Raw genomic sequence first — 21,195 nt, forward strand, 5'->3', positions numbered from 1 at the left:
ACTATGTTAGTCTTTGATTTGGAAAAAGTTTTAGGAGGAATAAAAACAATGAAGAAAATTTTCCAAACACTATTAGTCCTAACCTCGTTAGCAACTTTGAGTGCTTGTGGCGCTGATTCACAAACAAGCAGCAGCACAAGTACTGGTTCATCTGCTAATGAAGAAACAGATGCAACTTCAGCTGCATCTGGTCAAGAATACACAGACCCTAGCGAACTTGCAGACAGCTACGATGTCGTGATTGTCGGTGCGGGTGGCGCTGGAATGGCCGCTGCGATCCAAGCAAAGGAAGCTGGCGCAAACCCAGTTATTTTAGAAAAAATGCCAATTTCTGGTGGGAATACATTGAAATCTTCTGCAGGAATGAACGCTTCAGAAACCAAATTCCAAGAAGCAGAAGGCATTGAAGATTCAAACGATCTATTCTATGAAGAAACATTAGCTGGCGGTCACAACACCAATGATGAAGAATTGTTGCGCTACTTTGTGGATCATTCAGCAGAAGCGATCGATTGGTTAGATTCCATGGGTATCACTTTAGACAACTTAACAACGACTGGCGGGATGAGTGAAAAAAGAACGCACCGTCCATCTGATGGTTCCGCGGTTGGGGAATACTTAGTTGATGGCTTGATGCGCAACATCCATGAATTGGAAATCCCAATTTTTGTAAATGCCGATGTCAAAGAAATCAATGAAGAAGATGGTCAAGTCAACGGGGTGACCGTTGAAGTAGAAGGAAACGAACAAACCATTGATGCCAAAGCAGTTGTCGTTACAACAGGCGGTTTCGGTGCCAATTTCGACATGATCACCGAGTACAAACCAGAATTGGCAGACTACGTGACAACGAACCAAGAGGGTTCGACTGGTGATGGAATCAAAATGATCGAAGCGTTAGGCGGACAAACGGTTGATTTAGAGCAAATCCAAATCCACCCAACAGTGGATCAGTCTAAATCACTGTTGATCACTGAAGCTGTCCGTGGAGAAGGCGCGATCTTGGTCAATCAAGAAGGCGAACGGTTCTTCAATGAAATGGAAACACGAGACAAAGTCTCTGAAGCGATTATTGCCCTACCTGAAAAATCGGCAACGTTAGTTTTTGATGCAGGTGTCAAAGAACGCGTAACAGCCATTGATTTTTACGAGCAACAAGGGTTAGTCAAATCCGCTGACACGATCGAAGAATTAGCAAAAGAATTGGACATGCCAGAAGCAGCGCTTGCTGAAACGATCGCTACCTGGAACAGCAGTGTGGCTGCTGGTGAAGACGAAGCCTTTGGACGCAGCACAGCAATGGACAACGATTTGTCAACAGGACCTTACTATGCCATCGCCATTGCTCCTGGTATCCACCACACGATGGGCGGCGTGAAGATCAACACGAACACAGAAGTGATCGCTACGGATAACGAGATCATTCCAGGTCTCTTTGCAGCCGGAGAAGTAACTGGTGGGTTGCATGGTGAAAACCGAATTGGCGGAAATGCAGTTGCCGATATCATCATCTTCGGACGCCAAGCAGGAACAAAAGCTGCCGAATTTGCGCAAGAAAATTAAACCATTCTCTATAAAAAAGAAGTACTAACGCTTTTCATCAGCGTTAGTACTTCTTTTTTCTCATATAATTGACACAATAGTTTTATTGATCTTATGCTGTCACTTTGATGATCTGCACCTCATAAGGCGCCAACTGAAGAAGTTGGTTTGTCGTTTTTCCTGTAAGCAAGTCGATTCCTGAAGTTGCTACCTCTACTTCTTGATTTTCTTCGGAAAAATTCATCACAAAATAATAGGTAGTCGGAGCGAGCTGCTCTTGCTGACTTTCTCTACTTTGAATCGACACGTTCGTTGAACCTTGGCGGACCCACTCATTTTGTAAGCGAAGCTGTTGTGTTACTTCTTGATAGAAGTCTTCCAAAAAGGCTTGATCCGTCCGTCCCCCAAGATAGTAGGCACTTCCTTCACCATAATCATTTACGGTCACTGCAGCTTGACCTTGATAAAAATCTGCACCGTACACCCCTAACGTTTGGGCGGTGTTTGTTTGGACAATACTACAATAATCATGAATTTGGTACTGCTGTTCCTTCATTAAAAGCAGATTTTTTTGCTTCAGATATAACGTATCGATTTCTTTCACAGACACACCAAACAGTTCTTCTAACTCTTGGGGCCATCCTCCTAAATAGGTCAAGTCCGTTTCATTCACGATCCCCGTCAAATAAGTGGAAACCAGTGTCCCGCCATTTTTCGTATACTGTTGAAATTTTTTCATAGTTTCTTTTGGTAAGAGGTAAAGCATCGGAGCGATGATCAATTGATAAGCATCAAAGTCATGATCTTTCGTGATGACATCAACCGCGATGTCATGATCCCAAAAATAGCGGTAATGCTCTTGCAACGTTTGTGGGTAGCGTTTGCTCTCTAAACCAAAACCTTGCGCATCATTGAGCGCCCAATTGTTATCCCAATCATAGATGATCGCCACTTTGGCTTTTTTGTGCAATCCTTTGATTTCTTTGATTTCTTCTAAGGCTTTCCCCACTTCTGCTACATCTTGAAAAACACGATTTTGCTCGTCGTTGTCATGGTCCACGACGGCCCCATGGAACTTCTCAGATGAGCCTCGAGATTTTCGCCATTGAAAATAAAGATTACTATCTGAACCGTGAGCAATAAATTGCATAGAAGACAAAAGATGCATCCCGGGACGTTTCGTGCGATTGACTGGATGCCAATTCACACCACTAGGGGTTGATTCCATGATCAAAAATGGTTGCTTTTTCAAGCTACGATATTGATCATTGATAAACCCAACCTTACTTGCCAAATCAGCTGTCGTTCCCCAATCATTATGCCAAGCAGGATAACAGTCCCAACTAATGACATCCACATGCTGGGCAAATTTTCCATAATCAAGACTATAAAAGGGAATCAAATCACGGGTATCTGCCATGAAATTCGTTGTGATCGGCACATCTGGAGACAAACGACGAATGTCTTTGATCTCATGTTCATAGAAATCAATAGTCTGATCGGTTACAAAACGATGCCAGTCTAGATTTAGTCCATGAACTTGCATTTCGCCGATCGGTGAAGGAGATTCGATTTGCGACCAATCGGTGATGGTATGGCTCCAGAACGGTCCCCACCAGGCCTCATTCAAGGCTGCTAGCGTTTGGTACTTCTGCTTGACCCACTGACGAAAGTTTTCTTGGCAAATAGGACAATGACAATCTCCAGAATACTCATTGGAAATATGCCACATCAATAGTGCTGGGTGATCGTGGTAGCGTTCAGCTAATTTCCGATTGATGATCGCCACTTTCTCACGATAGATTGGCGAAGAAAAGCAGTGATTGTGTCGCCCACCGTGTAACATTTTTTCCCGTTTTTCATTGGTCCGGAGAACTTCAGGGTATGCTTTAGACAACCAGGCAGGACGCGCGCCGCTTGGCGTCGCTAAAATGACGTTACTGTTTCGTTCGGCAAGCTCATCCATGATTTTGTCTAACCATTCAAATTGAAACACCCCTTCTGCTGGCTCTAAGGCACTCCAAGCAAAAATACCAAGGGAAAATGTATTAGCATGAGCTTTTTCCATTAGTTCTAAATCTTTGGCTAAGATCTCGGGATAATTTAGCCACTGGTCAGGATTATAATCCCCACCATGTAAAAAGCGTTCTTCTAAGTTATATCTTGTCATCTTCTCTTCCTATCCTTTTGTGCCGCCAGCGGTCAAACCGGTGACAAAATGTTTTTGTAATGCAATAAAGACGAGCGCGATCGGAATACTGATCAAAATGGCCCCTGCCGCAAAAGTCGTATAGCTGGCACCCATTTTATCCGTGACTAATTTGTATAACCCGATGGGTAATGTATAGTACTCAGGATTACGTAAAATCACTGAAGACAGGGCAAAGTCTCCCAGTGGTCCGGTGAAACCATTCATGGCAACCACTGCCAGCATTGGTCGAGATAATGGAATCAAAATTTGCCAGAATATTCGCGTATTGCTTGCACCATCTATCTTGGCACTCTCGTCTAAATCTAACGGAATCGAGTCAAAATATCCTTTCAATAAGTACGTGTTCATGGGAATCTGACCCCCAACGTAAATCAAGATCAGCAACCAATGACTATTGATCAAGCCGAGCATTTGCGCCAGTACAAAAATTGCGATCAAGGCAGAGAACTGCGGGATCATTTGTAGTAGTAAGAACAGCATCAATCCATTTTTACGGCCTGTAAAACGAAACCGTGAAAAGGAATAAGCCGTCATGGAGACAAAGATCAGTGACAGGAACATAGTGCATACACTGATTTTCAATGAATTCAAATACCATTGACTATAATATAGCGAGTTGTCACCAGCAAACAATTTCGTGTAGTGACTTAATGTCGGACTCGTCGGAATCAGACTCGTACTTATTAAACTGTTCCCAGGATTAAAACTAGCCCCGATCGTCCATAGTAAAGGGTAGACGATCACCACTACCGTAAAAATCAGTACAAGATATGTCAAGGATAGGCGGACAAATTTTTGTTTTTTCATACTTGCTGCCTTCATGTTATCCAACCTCCTTGAATGAATTTGTTCGGCGGAATTGCCATAAAGCAATCGCGATCACGACGATCGATAAGAGAATCGTCAATGCTGCTGCTAGTGCATATTGACTATTTTGCATCGTGAGCTTATAGATCCATGAAACCAAAATATCGGTACCACCAGCGGTCGAACCAGGAACTGCCGGTCCGCCAGAATTAAACAGATAAATGATATTGAAATTGTTGAAGTTAAACGTATATTGCGTAATCAAAATTGGTGCCATTGCATAAAGCAGTAATGGCAATGTGATTCGTCGGAATTTTTGCATAGCTGAAGCACCATCGATGGTCGCCGCCTCATACAAATCATCAGGAATGGATTGCAGCGTCCCTGTAGTCACGATAAAAATATACGGAAAGCCTAGCCAGCCTTGAATCAGTAACAAAGCTAAACGGGTCCAATTCGCACTCGTTAGCCAAGGAATCGGTGAAATCTGGAAGAAATTCAAAATCGTATTATTGATCGCACCAAAGGAATCATTGAACATTCCTGAAAATACCAAGATCGTAACAAATCCCGGAACTGCCCATGGGAGGATCAAAATCGTTCGAAAGAACTTTTTGAATCGTAGTTCTTTTTGATGCACCAGCACCGCTAAAAATATTCCGATAGAAACTTGTAACGTTGAGGCGATCAAGGTCCAGATAACTGTCCAGCCTAGAACATTGAAGAAGGTACTACGCCAAATATCGACAGTAAAAATCTTCTTAAAGGTCTCTAATCCCACCCAATCTGCTAAATTGGCAGGTGCAGAATGATAGAGATCATAGTTCGTAAAAGCTAACGCGATACTAAAGAGAATCGGAAAAATAACAGAAAACACGAGTAAGAAAAATGCTGGGCTACTCATTAAATAAGGATAGCCTTCTCTTAATAGTGCCTGGTAGCTTTCACGGATAGAGTTGACTGGTAGCTCATTGTCTCTTAATTCGCCGTTTTTATAGGCATCACGGATGTTTAAATAATAGAACAACAGACCAAAACCGATGACGATCAAGGCAACTAATCCTTCTGCTAATAAAAAGATGGAATTGTCTCTCGGCACTTCCACGCCTAATGTCACGATGCCCCAAAGTCCCATATTAAATAAATCTTTAAAGACGACAAGATACATAGCAAAAAAGAAGAAAAATAAAGCGCCTTTGATTTTTTGCCGATTATAAAATTGACCGAATCCTGGTATTATCGAGAATAGCATTGCTCGTTTTGCATACGACTGCGTGTTTTTCACATTTTCGCCCCCTGTAAGAAAAAGCCGCTGACAAACGTTTCGTTCGGCATTACTTGATTCCTAGTACTGAATCACCATCCGAAACGTTTGTCCTCGTAACGACTTTTTAGTTTTGAATTACTGCAATGGCTGATTTGATCTGATCGACTGCCTGTGGTAGAGCTGTTTTCGGTTCAGCCTTTCCAGTAGCAATTGTCTGCAATGCGGCATCCATTGGTTCCCATACTGAATTCATTTCAGTGATCCCAGGCGTTAGTTCTGCGTATTGGGACTGAGCAGCAATGGCTGCAGCACTTTCGCTTTCTTGAACTGCTGGATCATCTGCCAATGAAGCAACCGCTGGTACTTCTTGCGTTTTTTCATAACGGACTTTTGAATTTTCCTCATTGCTGATGAATTTCACGAACGCTTCAGCTAATTCAGGGTTTTGGGAATAACTGCTTACGTTGTAGCTTTTGACACCGATAAAGGAGCCCATATGTTCACCATTGCCTAATAATGGCAATTCTTTCACACCATAGTCGATGCCCGCTTCTTTATAAGGAGACAAGTTCCATGGACCAGAGACGACAGCTGCAGCTTTTCCTTCCGTAAATAAAGAGTCCAACACATTGATTCCTTGTTCACCGACCAATCCGGATGGAAAAACACCGGCATCATAAAACTGTTGGATATAGTCTGCCCCTTCGATCGCGCCTTCATTAGCTAATCCAATATCTTCAGGGTCATAGGATCCATCGGCTTTCTCGCCAAAAACATAACCACCATAACCGCTCAATACACCTTGTGCGTAATAAATTTGATCCCACAATGCCAGTAACCCATAACTGTCAGCACCTAAAACAGACTCGGAATACTCCAGCCACTCATCCGTTGTTTGTGGCAAGTCTTCTTCAGAAATTAGTTCTTTGTTATAATACAAAATTTGTGTTTCAACCGCTTTCGGTAAACCATAGACTTTGCCGTCAACGATTTGCGATTGCATTGCTGATTCCGTATACAGATCTTGTAGCGTTTGATCGACTGTTAATTCTTTCAACAACCCTTCGGTAACTGCTGTACCGATTTGATCACCAGGAATTGTGATGACATCCGCACCTGTACCAGCGGGTCCATCCAATCGTAAATCTTCAATCTGTCCACCATAGGCTTTTTCGACCACTTTGATCGTCACATCGTGTTCTTCTTCAAATTGTTTGACTGCCTCTTCAATCCCAGCTGATTTTGCTTGGTCTTCCCAGACCAATAGATCATAGTCATTATCGCTGCCACTATTTGCTGCAGTACTATCTGTCCCTTCACTTTGTGGACCGCAAGCACCTAATCCTAAAGCTGCTACACTTAAAAAAAGAACTCGAGACATTTTTTTCATCATCATTTCTCCACCTTTTCTTTATTTTGCAAACGCTATCTTCTTGTTTATAATAAATTATTTTACTTAATATGTAAATAGTTTTACTAAATTAATTTCTTAAAAGGAGTAAATAAACGGATAAAATCAAGGTTTATCACACAAATATTTTTTTCGAAATACCTCTATGTTATTAACTTCCACTATTCAGTAAATATATTTAGTAAATTCATTTACTTGGTAAAGTTGTTAGCGTATACTAGAAGAAAGAGGTGAAGAAGATTGGTTACAATAAAAAAAATTGCCGAGCAATCAGGCTTTTCACAAGCGACTGTTTCCCGATTATTGAAAGGCGACGAATCGTTGTCGATCGCAGCCGATACGCGTCAAAAAATTATTCATACCGCTTTATCACTAGGTTATGATCGCTCAAAAATAAAAACAACACTAGAAAAAATCGCCGTCCTTTTCTGGCTGACAGAACAAGAAGAGCTGCAAGATGTCTATTTTCGACAATTGCGTATCTCTTTAGAAAAATATGCGAAAATCAACAATTTGGAAATTCAACTAATCACCCATGAAGATGATGTTTTAGAAACACTGCAAGAAGTCGCCGGATTTATTGGGATTGGCTCTTTCACTGAGAATGAAACGCAGCAGTTCAAATCCGTTTGCCCCTATGGCGTCCTTTTGGAAATCAACCCCTGTCCAGAACTGTTCGATACGGTCAAACCTGATACTGATCGAATGACGCAACTGGCGATCGATCTATTTTTAACAAAAGGATACCGAAAGATCGGTTTTATTGGTGGTGCTTATCTAAATCCTGATACCCAACGTGCAGAAATGGATAGTCGCGAGGTCATCTTCCGTCAAACGTTGGCTCGTCGAGATGCGTTCGATGAGGCGTTCCTGTTTACTGGTGGCAATTTTTCCGTTGAAACCGGCTATCGTTTGGCGAAAAAAATGGTGGAATCCCTTGGTGACAATTTGCCAGAGGCGCTCTTTGTGGCTTCTGACACCGTCGCAGTTGGTGTGCTCCAAGCGTTAAATGAACGATCTATCATCATTCCTGATCGCTTGGAATTAATCAGTATCAATGACAATGAGATCGCAAAATTTGTGGCTCCCCCACTAACAACGTTTAACATCGATGTGGAGGAAATCGCCAAAACCGCGATCGATTTGCTGGTGGATCAGATCGTTCATCCTCGAGCGATCACCAAAACAGTCCTTTTAGGGGCTGAACTCATCGAGCGAAAAAGCTTTACGCAAGCTTAAAAAACGCCCCTAGAAAGTTAGAAAAAGCTAACTTTCTAGGGGCGTTTCATTGTCTAAATCGAAAAAAGCATTCTTTCGTTTTTCACCTCTCTTTCGCCACAGCATACACAAGATGCGGCATGTCCACTTGTCGATAGTGTTTAACAAAGCGATCCACCAGCTTCATTCCATTGCGCAATGCCACATTTATGGAGGCTTGATTGGACTCACGAATGATCGAATAAACAATATCGGCATTCAGCGTTCCAAACGCATAGTCTTTACAAGCCTGGGCGGCTTCTGTGGCAAACCCATGATGCCAGAAGTTCTTTTGAAACAAGTACCCAATTTCTAAAACAGCTTCTCCCTTGACGTCTTGCCACGTCAAGCCGCATTGACCGATCGCTTGCCCGGATGCTTTCTCAATCACTAGCCACAAGCCAATGTGATCGTTTTGATAGCGTTGCAGCTGTTTGTCGATCCAACCAGTGACTTCCTGCTCACTGAAGGGTCCTTCATAGGCAATCATGACTTCTGGATCTTGCAAAATCTTTTCAATCGCTGGACGATCGTCATGACTCATTTCTCGCAACAATAATCGCTCGGTTTCAATTAGTGGTTCCATAGTTGTTGCGCTCCCTTCTATTCCATTCGGTTCCTTTTCCAAAAATACCAACTCGCTGACCATGCGGTGATGGGTAAAATAATCACCGCTGCCAGACCCGTGATCAAACAAACGATCAATTCTGAGACGAACGCCTTTGAATTGATCATTTCACCAAAGGAGATCGACAAATCTTGAAACCACGCAATCAACGCCAGATTACTTCCCATAAAGGCAAACAATAAGGTATTGATCGTCGAAGACAATACGTCTGATACCACTGTCATACTACTTTTACTTAATGCCTTGATTGAGACTTGCGGGTTTGCTTGAAAAAGTTCATAGGTCGCAGTGCTGATCGCCATACTCCCATCTGCCACCGCCCCCGAAAAACTCATCAAAATGATCGCAGTCATCAATGCCTTAAAATCGATGGCTACATCAAAGGAATACATCGCCAACTCATCGAGTTCCTCTGCCGAAAACCCATGAAGATTCATTGCAGAGAGCACAAGAGGAAATAATAGTAGAAAAAGCCCTAGAAAGACCAACACACAGACAAAGGCAATTTTGGTTTTCTGATTGACGCCGTTCACGAAAAACAAGGTGATCGCCGCCACGGCTAAAAAGGCAACACAAGCCGCTGGTAAAATCGGTGCCCCTCGGTCAATCAGGACCAGTAGCGCTAGAAAGACGGCCACATTCATAAACAGACCTGTGACTTGAAACAGCCCTTCGATCCGAAAAACAGCGAAAGTCAGCAAGAGAAAAAGCAAGATCAACACAAACAAAACAGTCATTTTGCTTTCCTCCTATGCACTTCAAAACAAAGGAGCGTCAACGGTACCGATAAAACCAACGCAAAGCCGCCGCATACTGTACGCACTATTTCTAAAGAAAGATGCATCGGCAATGCTTGCGAAAGCAGCCAGCCATTGGCTAGGTAAAACAATAGCGCTGGCATACTCCCACTTAAATAGGCAAACAACAAGACATTGATCATCGAAGAAGTCGTATCTTGCGCGATGGACCGACCGATCGCTAATCGTTCCTTGCGGCTCGTCTGGGGATTGATGCGTTGGATCTCATCTAAACTGGCAATCAGCATGACGATATTGTCCATGCTGGCACCGATTGCGCCAATCAGCAGACTTCCTAGATAGACACTGCGATACGGACGGGTCAGAAACGACATTTCCTCATAGCGCAACCCATGATCTTGCAAAAGATCCATGGCGAATCGACAGAGAAAAAACGCCAAGAGAACGCTGGCTAAGGAGGCAATGATTTTGCGGCTGTCGATCGTGCGAAAGCCATAAGAAATCCCCATCGTCATAACCAACGAGACGATCGTAAAAACGATCATCAAAAAGACCAATGAAAAGGAGCTGTTGCCTTTGTGAAACCAAAGAAAAAGGAGCAGCAAGCCAGTATTCACAAAGATACTAAGCAAAGCCCGTAAGCCTTTTTTGCCACCAATTGCGACTACTGCCATCAGGAATAAGGCAAGGAAGAAAAAGAGATACCCATCCCGTTTTTGTGTTTGTACCTTCCAGCCATCCCCTTCTTTTTGCAAAAGCAGCTGTTGTCCGGTCTGATACAACGGATGAATCGCACCATTCGGCGTGTATTCTGTAGTGACTGTCCGCAGTGCCCCAGCTTCTTCTCCGTTGCGAAGGATCCCTTGAATCTGCTGCTGGTCGGCGGTGACTTGAACCGTTTGTACTTCTATGATCGGCTGTGTATAAAAGCGACTGCTTTGGGTTTGGATCAGCCAGCTCAAGACCAGCAAGCTAACAAAGGCCGCTAGATAATAATACTTTTTCAAGACCGTCTCCTTTCATTTTCAGCAAAAAAAGACTTAGACAAACCACCAGTCCTACGACCAATCACCTTGTGAGGCTGGATGACTGGTCGAAATGGTTACTGTGTTGGCGAGACTAACTGCTTTGCTAGTCGCCTGCTTTGTCAAAGTCCTTTTACTTGCTCGTTTTGCTTACACGACATTTTGCGGTGTACCTGCTTTAAAACCGCTTAAGTTCGCCACAGCGATCCCCATCAAACGACGCCGCGTTTCGACGGGTGCCCAAGCGATATGCGGTGTCAAATAGCAATTTGGCGTCTGTAATAAGGGATTGTCAGCTGCGATCGGTTCTTTTGAAACGACATCTGCCGCCAAGGCTGCGATCTGCCCGGTTTTCAGCGCTTCAGCAACTGCCGCTTCATCGATCAAGCCGCCACGGGCGGTATTGATCAGGATCGCAGAAGATTTCATTTGTGCCAATGCTGTGCGATCGATCATTTTTTCTGTCTCAGGAAACTGCGGAACATGAAGGCTGATGATATCTGCTTCTTGATACAATTCCGCCAGCGAAACTTGTTTTGCCCAATCCGCTTGTGCTGGTTTTGGTCGATGATTAAAATAGATCACCTTCAACTGAAACGCATGAGCGATCGTGGCAACTGCTTGAGCAATCGCACCATATCCAATCAGCCCAATCGTTTTGCCTGCCAATTCCATCAACGGTGTCTGCCAATAAGAAAAATCTTTGCTGGTTTGCCAGTCGCCCTGATGCACGGAACGATTATGGTGTCCCACTTGATTCGTCACTTCCAGCAGCAAAGCAAAGGTCGCTTGTGCCACTGCATTGGTACTATAGCTAGGAATATTGGTCACGGTGATTCCTTGTTCCTTCGCTGCTGCAAAATCAACGACATTGTATCCAGTTGCTAATACCCCAATGTAGGTCAATTGCGGACATGCTTTGAGCACATCAGCGGTGATCGGTGTTTTATTTGTCAAAATCGCTTCGGCATCACCGATTCGCTCAATTATTTCTTGTTTATCTGTATATGAGGTACGATCATACACCGTCACCTCTCCTAATTTTTCAAACCCTTGCCAAGCCAAATCCCCTGGATTCAACGCATAGCCATCAAGTACAACGATCTTCATTCTTTCGCCCCTCTCGCTTTTCCTTTTGCTTTTCCATAAAAAACGGGAATTCCTAGTAACGTCACGCCGATTCCCACGACTGCTAACCACGTGTCAGTGATCAAGGTCATGATCAAGATAAAACAGCCGCCTAAAATCGCAACCAAGGGAATGATTGGATAGAAGGGAACTTTATACGGACGCTTCATCTGCGGTTCTGTTTTTCGCAAACGAAAAACTCCTACAAACAATAATACACTAAAGAACCACATAACAAAAACCAGCATATCGGTCAAAAGATCAAAGGTGCCTAAAAGCATCATGATACAAGCGATCCCTAATTGTAAAAAGGCCGCCGCATAGGGTGCATTGGTGGTTTTGCTTAGGGTCGCAAAGGTCTTACTGAGAGGAATCTCATCTTCCAACGCCATCGCATATGGGACCCGCAAGCCAGTCATTGTATAGCCGTTCAATGCGCCATAAACAGAGATCAAGATACCGATCGTGACCAGTTTTCCGCCAAAACTGCCGAACAAGGCCATCGCAGTTTCTGAGGCACTGTTCAAATTACCAGCGATTTGATCGATCGGCAATGTTTTTAAAAACGCAACATTGATCAACACGTACACCAAGGTGACAAAACTCAACCCAAAGATGATGGCTTTAGGCAAATCTTTTTCGGGTCGCTTCATTTCTCCAGCGACATTGCCGACCCCCATCCAGCCATCATAAGCAAAAAGGGTTGCTAAGAGGGCACTACTGATACCAGCTGCAAGGGAGCCTTGAGTATTGGAAGAAAAATCCACCAATGAGACCGATACTTGCCCTGGTGTCATCAGGCCAGCCACGATAATCACCGCAATCGGAATCAGCTTGACTGCTAAGGTGACGGACTGGACTTGAGCTGCAGCTTTTGTTCCCAAAAGATTAATCAAGGTCACACTCGTTCCGGTCAAAATCGATAAAGGAAGCAAATAATTGCTAGGTAGATGAAATAAGTTCAAACATTGTGTTGCGAAAATAATACTTAAAGCCGCCACGTTCGCTGGAAAGTAAATGATACTTTGTGCCCAGCCTAATAAAAAGGAGGGTAATTTCCCATAAATTCTTTCGATATATCGAATAGGTCCGCCGGTCTCAGGAATCGCCGTCGCTAACTCTGCCACGGTCAAGCCGCCGCAAATCGTTAGAAAGCCGGCAAGCAGCCAAACCAACAAGGTCAATCCAGTCGATTGGGTCTGCTGGACCACAGCCGCTGCTTTGAAAAACACGCCGGCGCCAATCACCGTTCCCATTACTGTCGATAATGCCCCAAAAAAACTGATTTCTTTTTTCAATTGACTTTTCACAACATCACTTCCTTTTTAAATGAATAAGTCAAAGTATAGCGGATAGAAACTATCTTGACTAGAGGAATTTCAGAAAACAAAAAGCAAATACCATGAAAAGACGGCATTTGCTCCAAAATTTTTTTATTCTTTTGTGGATTCTTGAAAAACCAGCAACGGAAGCTGTCGTTTTTTGTGCATTTGTTGAACCAAATAAATTCCTGCCAGCAAGATGATCGGGAAAATGATCGCACCTAAAATCCCAACCTGCAGCTGTTGTCCCGTCCATTCGACGATGCTACCGACGACAGCGGGTCCGATTGAACATCCTAGATCTCCCGCTAATGCCAAATAAGCAAATAGCGCCGTCCCGCCGTTGCGAATGTATTGCGCAGAAAGACTAAAGACCCCCGGCCACATGATCCCTACGGCAAAACCGCTTAAGCCGCAGCCAAGGAACCCGATCAATGGCAATGAAGCAAAGCCGATCATCATATACGCCAGTAGGCAAAGCAAAACACTCAAAAACATAAAGCGTTTCAAATCGATTCGTTCTCCAAATTTGCCGTAAAGCAAGCGGGAGATCCCCATCATCAAGGCAAAAACCATCGGTCCTGCCAAATCGCCTAGTGTCTTACTAACACCTAAGCCCTGTTCAGCAAAGGTTGATGCCCATTGGCTGACTGCTTGTTCGCTGGCTCCAGCACAGACCATCATCACCAGAAACAGCCAAAAGCTTTTCAAGGAAAAGAGCTGCCGAGTGGTCAACCCTCGTTCTCCTTCGGCAACGATTGGCGCCAACGGGACTTTGGTAAAGAAATACAAATTGACCAACGGGATCAGCGCCCAGACGATCGCTAAAATCGGCCACTGTTGAATACCGAACACCATGAAGAACGCCGTTGAGAACAAAACGACCCCCACGTACCCCCAGCAATAAAACGAGTGCAGCATGCTCATCGTTTTTTCCTTATGTTCCGTTGGACAGGCTTCAACGATGGGACTGACTAAGACTTCCAGCAAGCCACCGCCAATGGCATACAACAAAACCGCTGCTAACAATCCGCTAAACGGGGTCGGAAACCATAAGGGAAAAACGGCTAGACCAATCAAGCCGATCGCTGCAAAAAAATGCGCCGCTACGATCGAAATACGATAGCCGATACGGTCTACAAAAAAGATTGCTGCAAAATCGACGGCTAACTGAGTCAAAAAGTTAAAACTGACCAACAAAGTTATCTGGCTGATTGGTAGCTGGTATTGGCTTTGAAAGGTCAAAAATAATAAGGGGGCAAAATTATTGATCACGGCTTGAACGATGTACCCTACAAAGCAAGCCGCAATCGTCGAACGATAACTTTTCATTTTCACTTCTCCTTTACTCGTCTTATCAGTATACCAAGTCCAATCAGTCGGGAACCATGGAGAAAACACTTTTTTTACCCAGAGAATCTTAAGGAAATCAGGATTCCTCTTTCTTCAGATGATTTCCTTAAATGGAAGCAGCAAAAAAGCTGCCCTCACAAACAGCTTTTTCCGACTTATTCTCAAGGCTAGGCGTTTTTCCTTCGGGCAGCGATGGTTTTCATGGTGGCTTCAAAGATTGGGCCAATAAAGACGATACACAAGAGAGTACCTAACCCCACACTGGCGCCTAACGCAAAACCGATCAAGACCATCGCAGCATCCAAGCCGATACGGATCGTTTTTTGGGTCAATTTGCTTCGTTTGTAGATCAAGGCCGTCAAGGCTTCTAACGCCGCTGAACCTTTGTTGGAAGAAACGTAAATGCCGGCGCCGATGCCAAATAAGATCGGTGCCGCGAAAATAGCGATCCATGGGTAGAAAGGCAAATGAATTGATACTTTGTCCATCACTGGTTCAAAGATCCCAATCAACAAGCCTAAGCCGATCCCGTTGATAAAACTGCCAATGCCTAATTCGGCACGATCAAAGACTGCAACGATCAACAAAACAACAATGTTAAAACACAAACTGGCTATCCAAAAAGGGACATCGATAAAATTCAAAATTCCTAACAAAAACGTACTGATCGTATCATATCCTTGATGGGCAGTGATCAATAAGGATATGGCTAACGCAATCAGCCCGGTACCTATCAAAACTTGTGCAAATTTTTTGGTTTCTTTCACAACATCACGCTCTCTTCTTTATTTTTCCTCTCTTAGTTTACCGTGAAAGCGTCACAATTACTATCATTTAATCACAAAAACCGGATTTTTTTTGAAGAAATCTAAATTCAATCAAGAGATTCATAATGCTGTTCATAGGTATCGCGAAACTCTTTGGGGGTCAAGCCATTTAACTTCTTAAACATCTTCGAAAAATAGTTGGTATTGTTGTAACCAATGCGATCCCCGATCTCACTGATCGTGGCTTTCGAATGAAGCAGCAGCTGTTGGGCTTGCTTGATGCGCACCAGATTGACATACTGATTAAAGCTCATTTCCGTTTCTTTCTTAAAGAGCTGCCCCAAATAAACAACACTAACGTGCAGTTCTTCTGCCGCTGATTTGACCGTCAAATCATGGGTATAACCTTCTTCAATCAGCTGGATCGTCTTTTGAACGATCTCTGAATAACGTTTTTGCGGCGGTTGTGATTTAGCCAATTCCAGCACATCATCAAAGAGTTGCCGCAAATCTGCCAATGTATTGGACTCGCGGATTCGTGCTAAAATCTGCTCATGGTTTTCTTGGGAAAGCACCGGCAGTTGCCGATAAATATCATTGAACAACAAAAAAGAAACATAGCGAACATGTTCAGGGTCTGCTTGGGTTTGTTCCAAAATAGCGAACATTTTATCTAGCTCATGTTGGATCGTTTTAACATCCCCGATGGTCAGCGCTTTGTTAAAAGATAGAAACGGTAGTTCTTCGTTTCGCTCTAATATATCCACGTGGATCGTCTGTTCTTGTAAAAACAGATCTGGATAGAAGGCTTGCAGCGATTGAACTTGCTTGATTTTCTCATAGGCTTTATACAAATTCTCCCACTCGTTGATGGTTTCGCTCATGATCAACTGCCAGTCTTTACTATTAAGTTGCTGGGCTAATGCTTTTAAGACAGCGTTGATTTGTTGTCTTGGTCCGGCTGCGGTAATGATCACTTGGTTTTCATCTAATCGCCCTGGTAAGATCAATGGCTGATCGTGTTGCTGAAAAAACGTCGTGATTTTTTGTAAGATCTCGGCAGTCCCATTGAACTGCAAAACGGTAAAGGGGGCTGCTAGCGGCACCCTCTGCTGCGCCAGCAAATGGAGGTACTCGCTTTCGTTCAATTCATCATTCAACCAAAGCAGCAGGCTTGATTCTTGATAAAGTTCTTTTTCTGCCAACAGTTTTTGCTGCTCCTCTAACTCAGCTGCAATCGCTTGAACACTGCTACGCAGTTCTTCTTTGTTAACAGGTTTGACTAGATAATTACGCACACCTAACGCCATGCCTTGTTTGACAAAGGCAAACTCTTGATAACCAGATAGAATGATCGAAAAAAATCGATTCCCAAACGCTTGCGCTTGGCGGATCATATCGATGCCGTTCATTTCTGGCATCCGAATATCCGTGATCAGCAAATCAACGGAATGTTCTTGTAGATACTCGAGGGCCTCACTAGCACTTTTCGCTGTATGCACCACCTCAAAGCCCAGCTCTTGCCAAGGCAAGATCATTTGCAGCCCTTGCAAGATCATATATTCATCATCAACGAACATTACTTTATACATCTGCCTCATGCCCCCTTTGCAAATTGTTTTCATCTAGACGGATCTTGACCGTAAACCCAGCGGCTGCTTGAGACGTAACATCCATTTGATAGGCGCCGTTGAACATCCCCCGCAACCGTTCGTGAACATTTTTGATCCCGATCGAGGTTTGGGCTCCGATCTCCTGATTTTGCAGTTCTTCATGAATCATCGCTAACTGCTGCGGATCTGCGCCTTTGCCATTGTCTTTGACTTCAATCACGATCTGATCGGCTTCTTTATAAGCTTTGATACTGATGGCGTTATCATTGCGCTGATAATCGATACCGTGAACAAAATAGTTTTCGACAAGCGGCTGCAGCGTGAACTTCGGTAATTCCAACTGTTCTAATGTCGGATCGATGGTTACATGATAGGCGATCTTATCTGGGTAGCGCATCTGAAACAAGTAGACATATTTTTCACAAAAATCGATTTCTTCTTTTAAGGTCTTCGTCTTTTCTTGCGTCGTATTGTTCCGTAGCAGTGCCGAAAAGGCATAGACGACATCTGCCAGCTCTTCTTGGTTGCGGCTCAAGGCATACATTCGAATGTATTCTAAGGTGTTATAGAGAAAATGCGGATTGATCTGGGCTTGCAATGCCCGCATGTCGGCATCCCGTTGTTTGATCTCCAGTGTGTAAATATCTTTGATGTACTCGTTGATACTGTAAGTCATTTGATTAATGGCTTCTGCGATTTCTTTCAGTTCTTGTTGGACATTGGCGGTATCGATCCGTTTGTCAAAATTCCCTTGGCTGACTTCTTTCGTCGCATAGACGATCTGCTCTACTTGCGATGTATAGCGCTTAAAGGTGCGATGAAGCACCCATAGGACCAATAATAGAATCCCAATCCCAAAACTAAAGATCCAAATGGCGCTGGAAAAAATATCCCGCCAAATCACCCTTTTTGACAACAAAACAAGGGACACTTCTCCGCTGACAGTGGTTTGTTTTTTGATATAAAAGTCTTTCGAAAGAGTGTCGTGAATGGTTCCGTGAGCAACCGCCTGATCAATTTTGGCTAAAGTTTCCTTGCTGAGGTTCGTGGCATCCTTGTACAGCCGCTGACCATTTGAGGTATACAAAAAACTGTTGATTCCATGAATTTGGTTGTCTTCTTGTCGATTGGCTAAAACATCGTCTGAACGAAAGATCACGTAGACTTGTCCTAAGGGTTGGGCATAATTACTTGGTTGGGCGATCGAACGAACAAAAAACAGACGATTTTTTAAATCAATCTGTTTGCCGCTGTGTTTTTCTCCATAAGGTGTATCCGGCGTTGCCACTAGTGTCTCATTGCTTTCATCCAATTGAATGATGATCTCTTCGATACTAGGATGATTACGAATCAAACGATAGAGAATATTGGGCAAGTATACACTCTGTCCCGTCTGGCGAAAAATATCATTACTATAGGAAAAATAATCTGGCAGTGAAAGCTGCAAATAGTTGCGTAATGATTCAAAGGCGGTATCTGAACTAGTAAATTCGCCAAGTACCGTTGAAACAACGGTATTTTGATCTTGCACGTAAGCATCCAGCTGCAAGCTTGTGCTCTCCACTAAACGTTCACTCGTAGTAAAACGATCCGCTCCGGTATAAGCGGTCAGGACCAACATAATAATGATGGAGATGATCACCAAGAGTACACTGTACAGCTGCATCAACTGATTGATCAAAAAATCGTGTTTGAACAAACGAAAACGCCACTTAGTCATGTGCCAAATCCCGATCAATGACGTTTTTTTCCTGACTGATCGCCACATGGCACCATAAAATCAGTAAGCTGAAGGTTCCAAAGAGCAAGAGCCCTTTCATCATCCAAGTAAAAACTAGAATACTAGCGATCCCAACCAGCAATTTTAGAAAGGTCGCCATATGAAGAAACAGACACACAAAGGACAATTTCAGGTTATTCCACAAGGAAATCTCATAGGACGTGTCAAAAACCACACTTAACAGGTACAGTAAAACACTCAATCCACTGACAACAACTAAAACAAAAGAGATCATCAACCAAATCAAGCCTTGGATCTGGGTAGCTAAATACAGGTTATACACTAAGAACCCTGTCAGTAGGAAGAACAGATAAAACTGCTTATTGGCCTTGACAAAGACGTTGCGCCAAATGCGCCATGCACTACGAAAGCTTTGATTCTCATAATTCAGTCCATCTTCGTGGATCAAAGTACTAATGGTATGAAACGCTGGACCGATCCCTAAGATTCCGCCACCTGCCAATGTCAATACGACGAAAAACAAATTCAACTTCACGATCGCCCAAATCAAGCGAAAGCCCTTGACCAACCCACTATTTGCTGTTTCTTCCATTTAAAATTCCTCCCTTATTTGTTCCCTATCGAAAATGTAGCATGATTTTAGCTTCCTACTCAAGCTACCTGAGAATCTTTTAATGCTATGTACGTTTTAGATGCTCCATGCTTGCTGCTTGAAGGTTAAAAAACAAAAGTAACGTTATTTTTTCATCAAAGATTTTGCTACTTACTTTAAAGAAAAAGCAGCCAGAAGCTAGACGTGGGAACCATTGGTCCTGATGCGTTTAGCCTCCGGCTTGCTTGATCTATTGATTGGTGAGCGGCGCCTGTTGCTTATTCTTGGCTTGCGCGGTACTCATCAAATTGTTTTTGCATTTCATCGCGGACCTTCTCCCAGCCAGCGGTTTTTAATTCTTCGTTTAGTTTCGGAACATTTTCTTCTGGATCGATCGTTCCGGTTGCTAAACTTGCTTTGTAACGGTTCATGACATTGGCGATATTCGTGATTTCTGTTTTCACATTATCAGTCTTGAAGTTGAACCCTAAGATTGGTGATGCTTCCGCGTTAGCAATGTTTTCATCACGCTCTTTGATCATATCGTCTGTGATGGATTCTTGTGTGTAAAGGATCATGTTGTTCCCAGTGTTCCAAGCAGCCATCCGGGTATTTGGCAAGTAGCCATCAAGGAGACGGATTTTGTTGTCTTGGCCTTCGATTTTTTCCCATGCTTCACCTTCGACACCCCAAACCAATCCATTCAACAATTCAGGATCGCTGTTCAACAAGCCCAACACTTCCACTGCTTTTTCTTTGTTTTTCGAAACATTCGCTACGACAAAGTTTGCCATTTGCGCTTGTCCGGTTGATTTTAATTGTTTCGTGATTGGACGTGAAACCAATTCATGACCTGCGGCATTGCTTAAGATCGTGTCGCCGTAATCCATTGGTCCTTGGGTTTCTTCACGCATGAACCATGTGTTGCCTTCTAATGGGTAACCAGTTGTATTGGTGGCTGCATCGGTTGGGATCAAGCCTTCGTTGTACCATTTGTGCATCAATTTCAAGTTTTCCATTTGTTCATCATCTTCGTATTGATTGATGATCTTCGTTGTATCGCCATCCAATTTGACAGCAAATGGGTAATCTTTCCCAATCACATAATCATAGTTTCCAGAAACATTAAAGGTTTGTCCGATCGCAAACGGTGCGATGTTTGGTTCTTCTTCTTTGAACTTCTTCAACACGTCTTCGGCATCTGCATAAGATTCGATCCCGCTGATATCCAAATCATATTTGTCTAAATATTGTTTATTGAAGGTCAAGACTTGTTGGGCATAAATATTGCCGTTGACTGGAAAGGCATATAATTTTCCGTCGATCGTATTGCCTTTGATATAAGATTCGTCTAATTGATCATACGCTTCTTTGGCATATTTTGGTGCTAACTCCGTCAAATCTGCATACGCGCCTTTTTGCGCATTGGCAACATAGTTTGAGGCAAAGGAAATATCGTAGTTTTCACCCGATGAAATGATGGTACTCATTTTTTGATCCCAATCACCCCAGCCGATATACTGCAGATCGATGCGAGCGTTGGTTTTTTCTTCAATGCGTTTATTGGCGATCTCCATTAATTGATCAAAGTTTTCTGGCTTGTCCCCGACTTGATACATCAATAAAGTCGTTACGCCGTCTGCATTGTTTTCTGAATCGGATGTTGCGCCGTTCGACCCACAGGCAGCCATTCCCAAAGTTGCCGCTGCGGCCATCCCAGCAAAAGCTGTTTTTTTCCACAAATTCATTTTTGTTTCCTCCCTATACTTATT

At 43.4% G+C, this 21,195-nt stretch carries 17 protein-coding genes; 2 read left to right on the forward strand and 15 right to left on the reverse strand.

All coding sequences use genetic code 11. The features are described 5' to 3' along the window. Positions 1–48 precede the first annotated feature (48 nt). A complete protein-coding gene (locus tag IGJ42_RS11030) occupies positions 49–1,563 on the forward strand; it encodes a flavocytochrome c (protein ID WP_008378933.1) in 1,515 nt (504 codons plus the stop codon). Between the two features lie 91 nt (positions 1,564–1,654). Here IGJ42_RS11030 and IGJ42_RS11035 read toward each other — a convergent pair whose 3' ends face one another. The 4 genes from IGJ42_RS11035 to IGJ42_RS11050 form a co-directional block, all read right to left on the reverse strand. Then, complete coding sequence (locus IGJ42_RS11035) at positions 1,655–3,712, reverse strand: beta-galactosidase (RefSeq protein ID WP_429969277.1); 2,058 nt, start codon at positions 3,710–3,712, stop codon at positions 1,655–1,657. A 9-nt stretch (positions 3,713–3,721) separates the two neighbouring features. Continuing rightward, positions 3,722–4,576, reverse strand: a complete 855-nt coding sequence (locus IGJ42_RS11040) for a sugar ABC transporter permease (RefSeq protein ID WP_008378938.1) — start codon at positions 4,574–4,576, stop codon at positions 3,722–3,724. A gap of 1 nt (position 4,577) precedes the next feature. Continuing rightward, the gene (locus IGJ42_RS11045; RefSeq protein WP_016613570.1) at positions 4,578–5,813 is read right to left on the reverse strand and encodes a carbohydrate ABC transporter permease; all 1,236 of its coding nucleotides are present in this window, start codon (positions 5,811–5,813) and stop codon (positions 4,578–4,580) included. A 139-nt stretch (positions 5,814–5,952) separates the two neighbouring features. After that, entirely contained in the window at positions 5,953–7,224 is a 1,272-nt protein-coding gene (locus tag IGJ42_RS11050; RefSeq protein WP_429969278.1) for an extracellular solute-binding protein, read from the reverse strand. Between the two features lie 255 nt (positions 7,225–7,479). Here IGJ42_RS11050 and IGJ42_RS11055 point away from each other — a divergent pair, with 255 nt between their 5' ends. Then, positions 7,480–8,478: a LacI family DNA-binding transcriptional regulator gene (locus IGJ42_RS11055; protein ID WP_429969279.1), complete on the forward strand. Its 999-nt coding sequence runs from the start codon at positions 7,480–7,482 to the stop codon at positions 8,476–8,478. Between the two features lie 82 nt (positions 8,479–8,560). On the opposite strand, the gene IGJ42_RS11060 is transcribed toward IGJ42_RS11055, so the two are convergent. From IGJ42_RS11060 to IGJ42_RS11110, 11 genes are all read right to left on the reverse strand, one after another. Beyond that, positions 8,561–9,082 carry a GNAT family N-acetyltransferase gene (locus IGJ42_RS11060; protein WP_121261907.1) on the reverse strand — a complete coding sequence of 174 codons (522 nt, stop codon included), beginning with the start codon at positions 9,080–9,082 and terminating at the stop codon, positions 8,561–8,563. Between the two features lie 17 nt (positions 9,083–9,099). Continuing rightward, the gene (locus IGJ42_RS11065) at positions 9,100–9,861 is read right to left on the reverse strand and encodes a YibE/F family protein (protein WP_121261909.1); all 762 of its coding nucleotides are present in this window, start codon (positions 9,859–9,861) and stop codon (positions 9,100–9,102) included. Next, positions 9,858–10,889: a YibE/F family protein gene (locus IGJ42_RS11070; RefSeq protein WP_194188398.1), complete on the reverse strand. Its 1,032-nt coding sequence runs from the start codon at positions 10,887–10,889 to the stop codon at positions 9,858–9,860. The genes IGJ42_RS11065 and IGJ42_RS11070 overlap by 4 nt, the downstream gene beginning before the upstream one ends. A gap of 168 nt (positions 10,890–11,057) precedes the next feature. Beyond that, positions 11,058–12,017 carry a D-2-hydroxyacid dehydrogenase gene (locus IGJ42_RS11075; RefSeq protein ID WP_016613573.1) on the reverse strand — a complete coding sequence of 320 codons (960 nt, stop codon included), beginning with the start codon at positions 12,015–12,017 and terminating at the stop codon, positions 11,058–11,060. Next, on the reverse strand, positions 12,014–13,345 hold the full coding sequence (locus IGJ42_RS11080; RefSeq protein ID WP_430607043.1) for an APC family permease: 1,332 nt from the start codon (positions 13,343–13,345) through the stop codon (positions 12,014–12,016). Before IGJ42_RS11080 ends, IGJ42_RS11075 begins: the two co-directional genes overlap by 4 nt. Positions 13,346–13,468: 123 nt before the next feature. Next, positions 13,469–14,689, reverse strand: coding sequence for an MFS transporter (locus IGJ42_RS11085; RefSeq protein ID WP_429969281.1), 1,221 nt, complete (start codon positions 14,687–14,689; stop codon positions 13,469–13,471). 188 nt (positions 14,690–14,877) lie between these two features. Then, on the reverse strand, positions 14,878–15,477 hold the full coding sequence (locus IGJ42_RS11090) for a YczE/YyaS/YitT family protein (protein WP_005234774.1): 600 nt from the start codon (positions 15,475–15,477) through the stop codon (positions 14,878–14,880). Positions 15,478–15,584: 107 nt separating this feature from the next. Further along, the gene (locus tag IGJ42_RS11095) at positions 15,585–17,069 is read right to left on the reverse strand and encodes a response regulator transcription factor (RefSeq protein WP_301389151.1); all 1,485 of its coding nucleotides are present in this window, start codon (positions 17,067–17,069) and stop codon (positions 15,585–15,587) included. Further along, positions 17,062–18,810: a sensor histidine kinase gene (locus tag IGJ42_RS11100; protein WP_429969282.1), complete on the reverse strand. Its 1,749-nt coding sequence runs from the start codon at positions 18,808–18,810 to the stop codon at positions 17,062–17,064. The genes IGJ42_RS11095 and IGJ42_RS11100 overlap by 8 nt, the downstream gene beginning before the upstream one ends. Then, positions 18,803–19,423, reverse strand: a complete 621-nt coding sequence (locus tag IGJ42_RS11105) for a DUF624 domain-containing protein (protein WP_429969283.1) — start codon at positions 19,421–19,423, stop codon at positions 18,803–18,805. Before IGJ42_RS11105 ends, IGJ42_RS11100 begins: the two co-directional genes overlap by 8 nt. A 278-nt stretch (positions 19,424–19,701) precedes the next feature. Further along, entirely contained in the window at positions 19,702–21,171 is a 1,470-nt protein-coding gene (locus IGJ42_RS11110) for an ABC transporter substrate-binding protein (RefSeq protein ID WP_016613578.1), read from the reverse strand. Positions 21,172–21,195: the final 24 nt, after the last annotated feature.

Origin of the sequence: Enterococcus sp. DIV1067f, assembly GCF_050543505.1 — a bacterium.
Taxonomy (GTDB): domain Bacteria; phylum Bacillota; class Bacilli; order Lactobacillales; family Enterococcaceae; genus Enterococcus_D; species Enterococcus_D entomosocium.

Coding starts and splice junctions, on each gene's coding strand:
- IGJ42_RS11050 (WP_429969278.1), bottom strand. CDS start 7,224: ATGATGATGAAAAAAATGTCTCGAGTTCTTTTTTTAAGTGTAGCAGCT.
- IGJ42_RS11110 (WP_016613578.1), bottom strand. CDS start 21,171: ATGAATTTGTGGAAAAAAACAGCTTTTGCTGGGATGGCCGCAGCGGCA.
- IGJ42_RS11040 (WP_008378938.1), bottom strand. CDS start 4,576: ATGAAGGCAGCAAGTATGAAAAAACAAAAATTTGTCCGCCTATCCTTG.
- IGJ42_RS11030 (WP_008378933.1), top strand. CDS start 49: ATGAAGAAAATTTTCCAAACACTATTAGTCCTAACCTCGTTAGCAACT.
- IGJ42_RS11075 (WP_016613573.1), bottom strand. CDS start 12,017: ATGAAGATCGTTGTACTTGATGGCTATGCGTTGAATCCAGGGGATTTG.
- IGJ42_RS11105 (WP_429969283.1), bottom strand. CDS start 19,423: ATGGAAGAAACAGCAAATAGTGGGTTGGTCAAGGGCTTTCGCTTGATT.
- IGJ42_RS11100 (WP_429969282.1), bottom strand. CDS start 18,810: ATGACTAAGTGGCGTTTTCGTTTGTTCAAACACGATTTTTTGATCAAT.
- IGJ42_RS11045 (WP_016613570.1), bottom strand. CDS start 5,813: ATGCTATTCTCGATAATACCAGGATTCGGTCAATTTTATAATCGGCAA.
- IGJ42_RS11095 (WP_301389151.1), bottom strand. CDS start 17,069: ATGTATAAAGTAATGTTCGTTGATGATGAATATATGATCTTGCAAGGG.
- IGJ42_RS11060 (WP_121261907.1), bottom strand. CDS start 9,082: ATGGAACCACTAATTGAAACCGAGCGATTATTGTTGCGAGAAATGAGT.
- IGJ42_RS11065 (WP_121261909.1), bottom strand. CDS start 9,861: ATGACTGTTTTGTTTGTGTTGATCTTGCTTTTTCTCTTGCTGACTTTC.
- IGJ42_RS11085 (WP_429969281.1), bottom strand. CDS start 14,689: ATGAAAAGTTATCGTTCGACGATTGCGGCTTGCTTTGTAGGGTACATC.
- IGJ42_RS11035 (WP_429969277.1), bottom strand. CDS start 3,712: ATGACAAGATATAACTTAGAAGAACGCTTTTTACATGGTGGGGATTAT.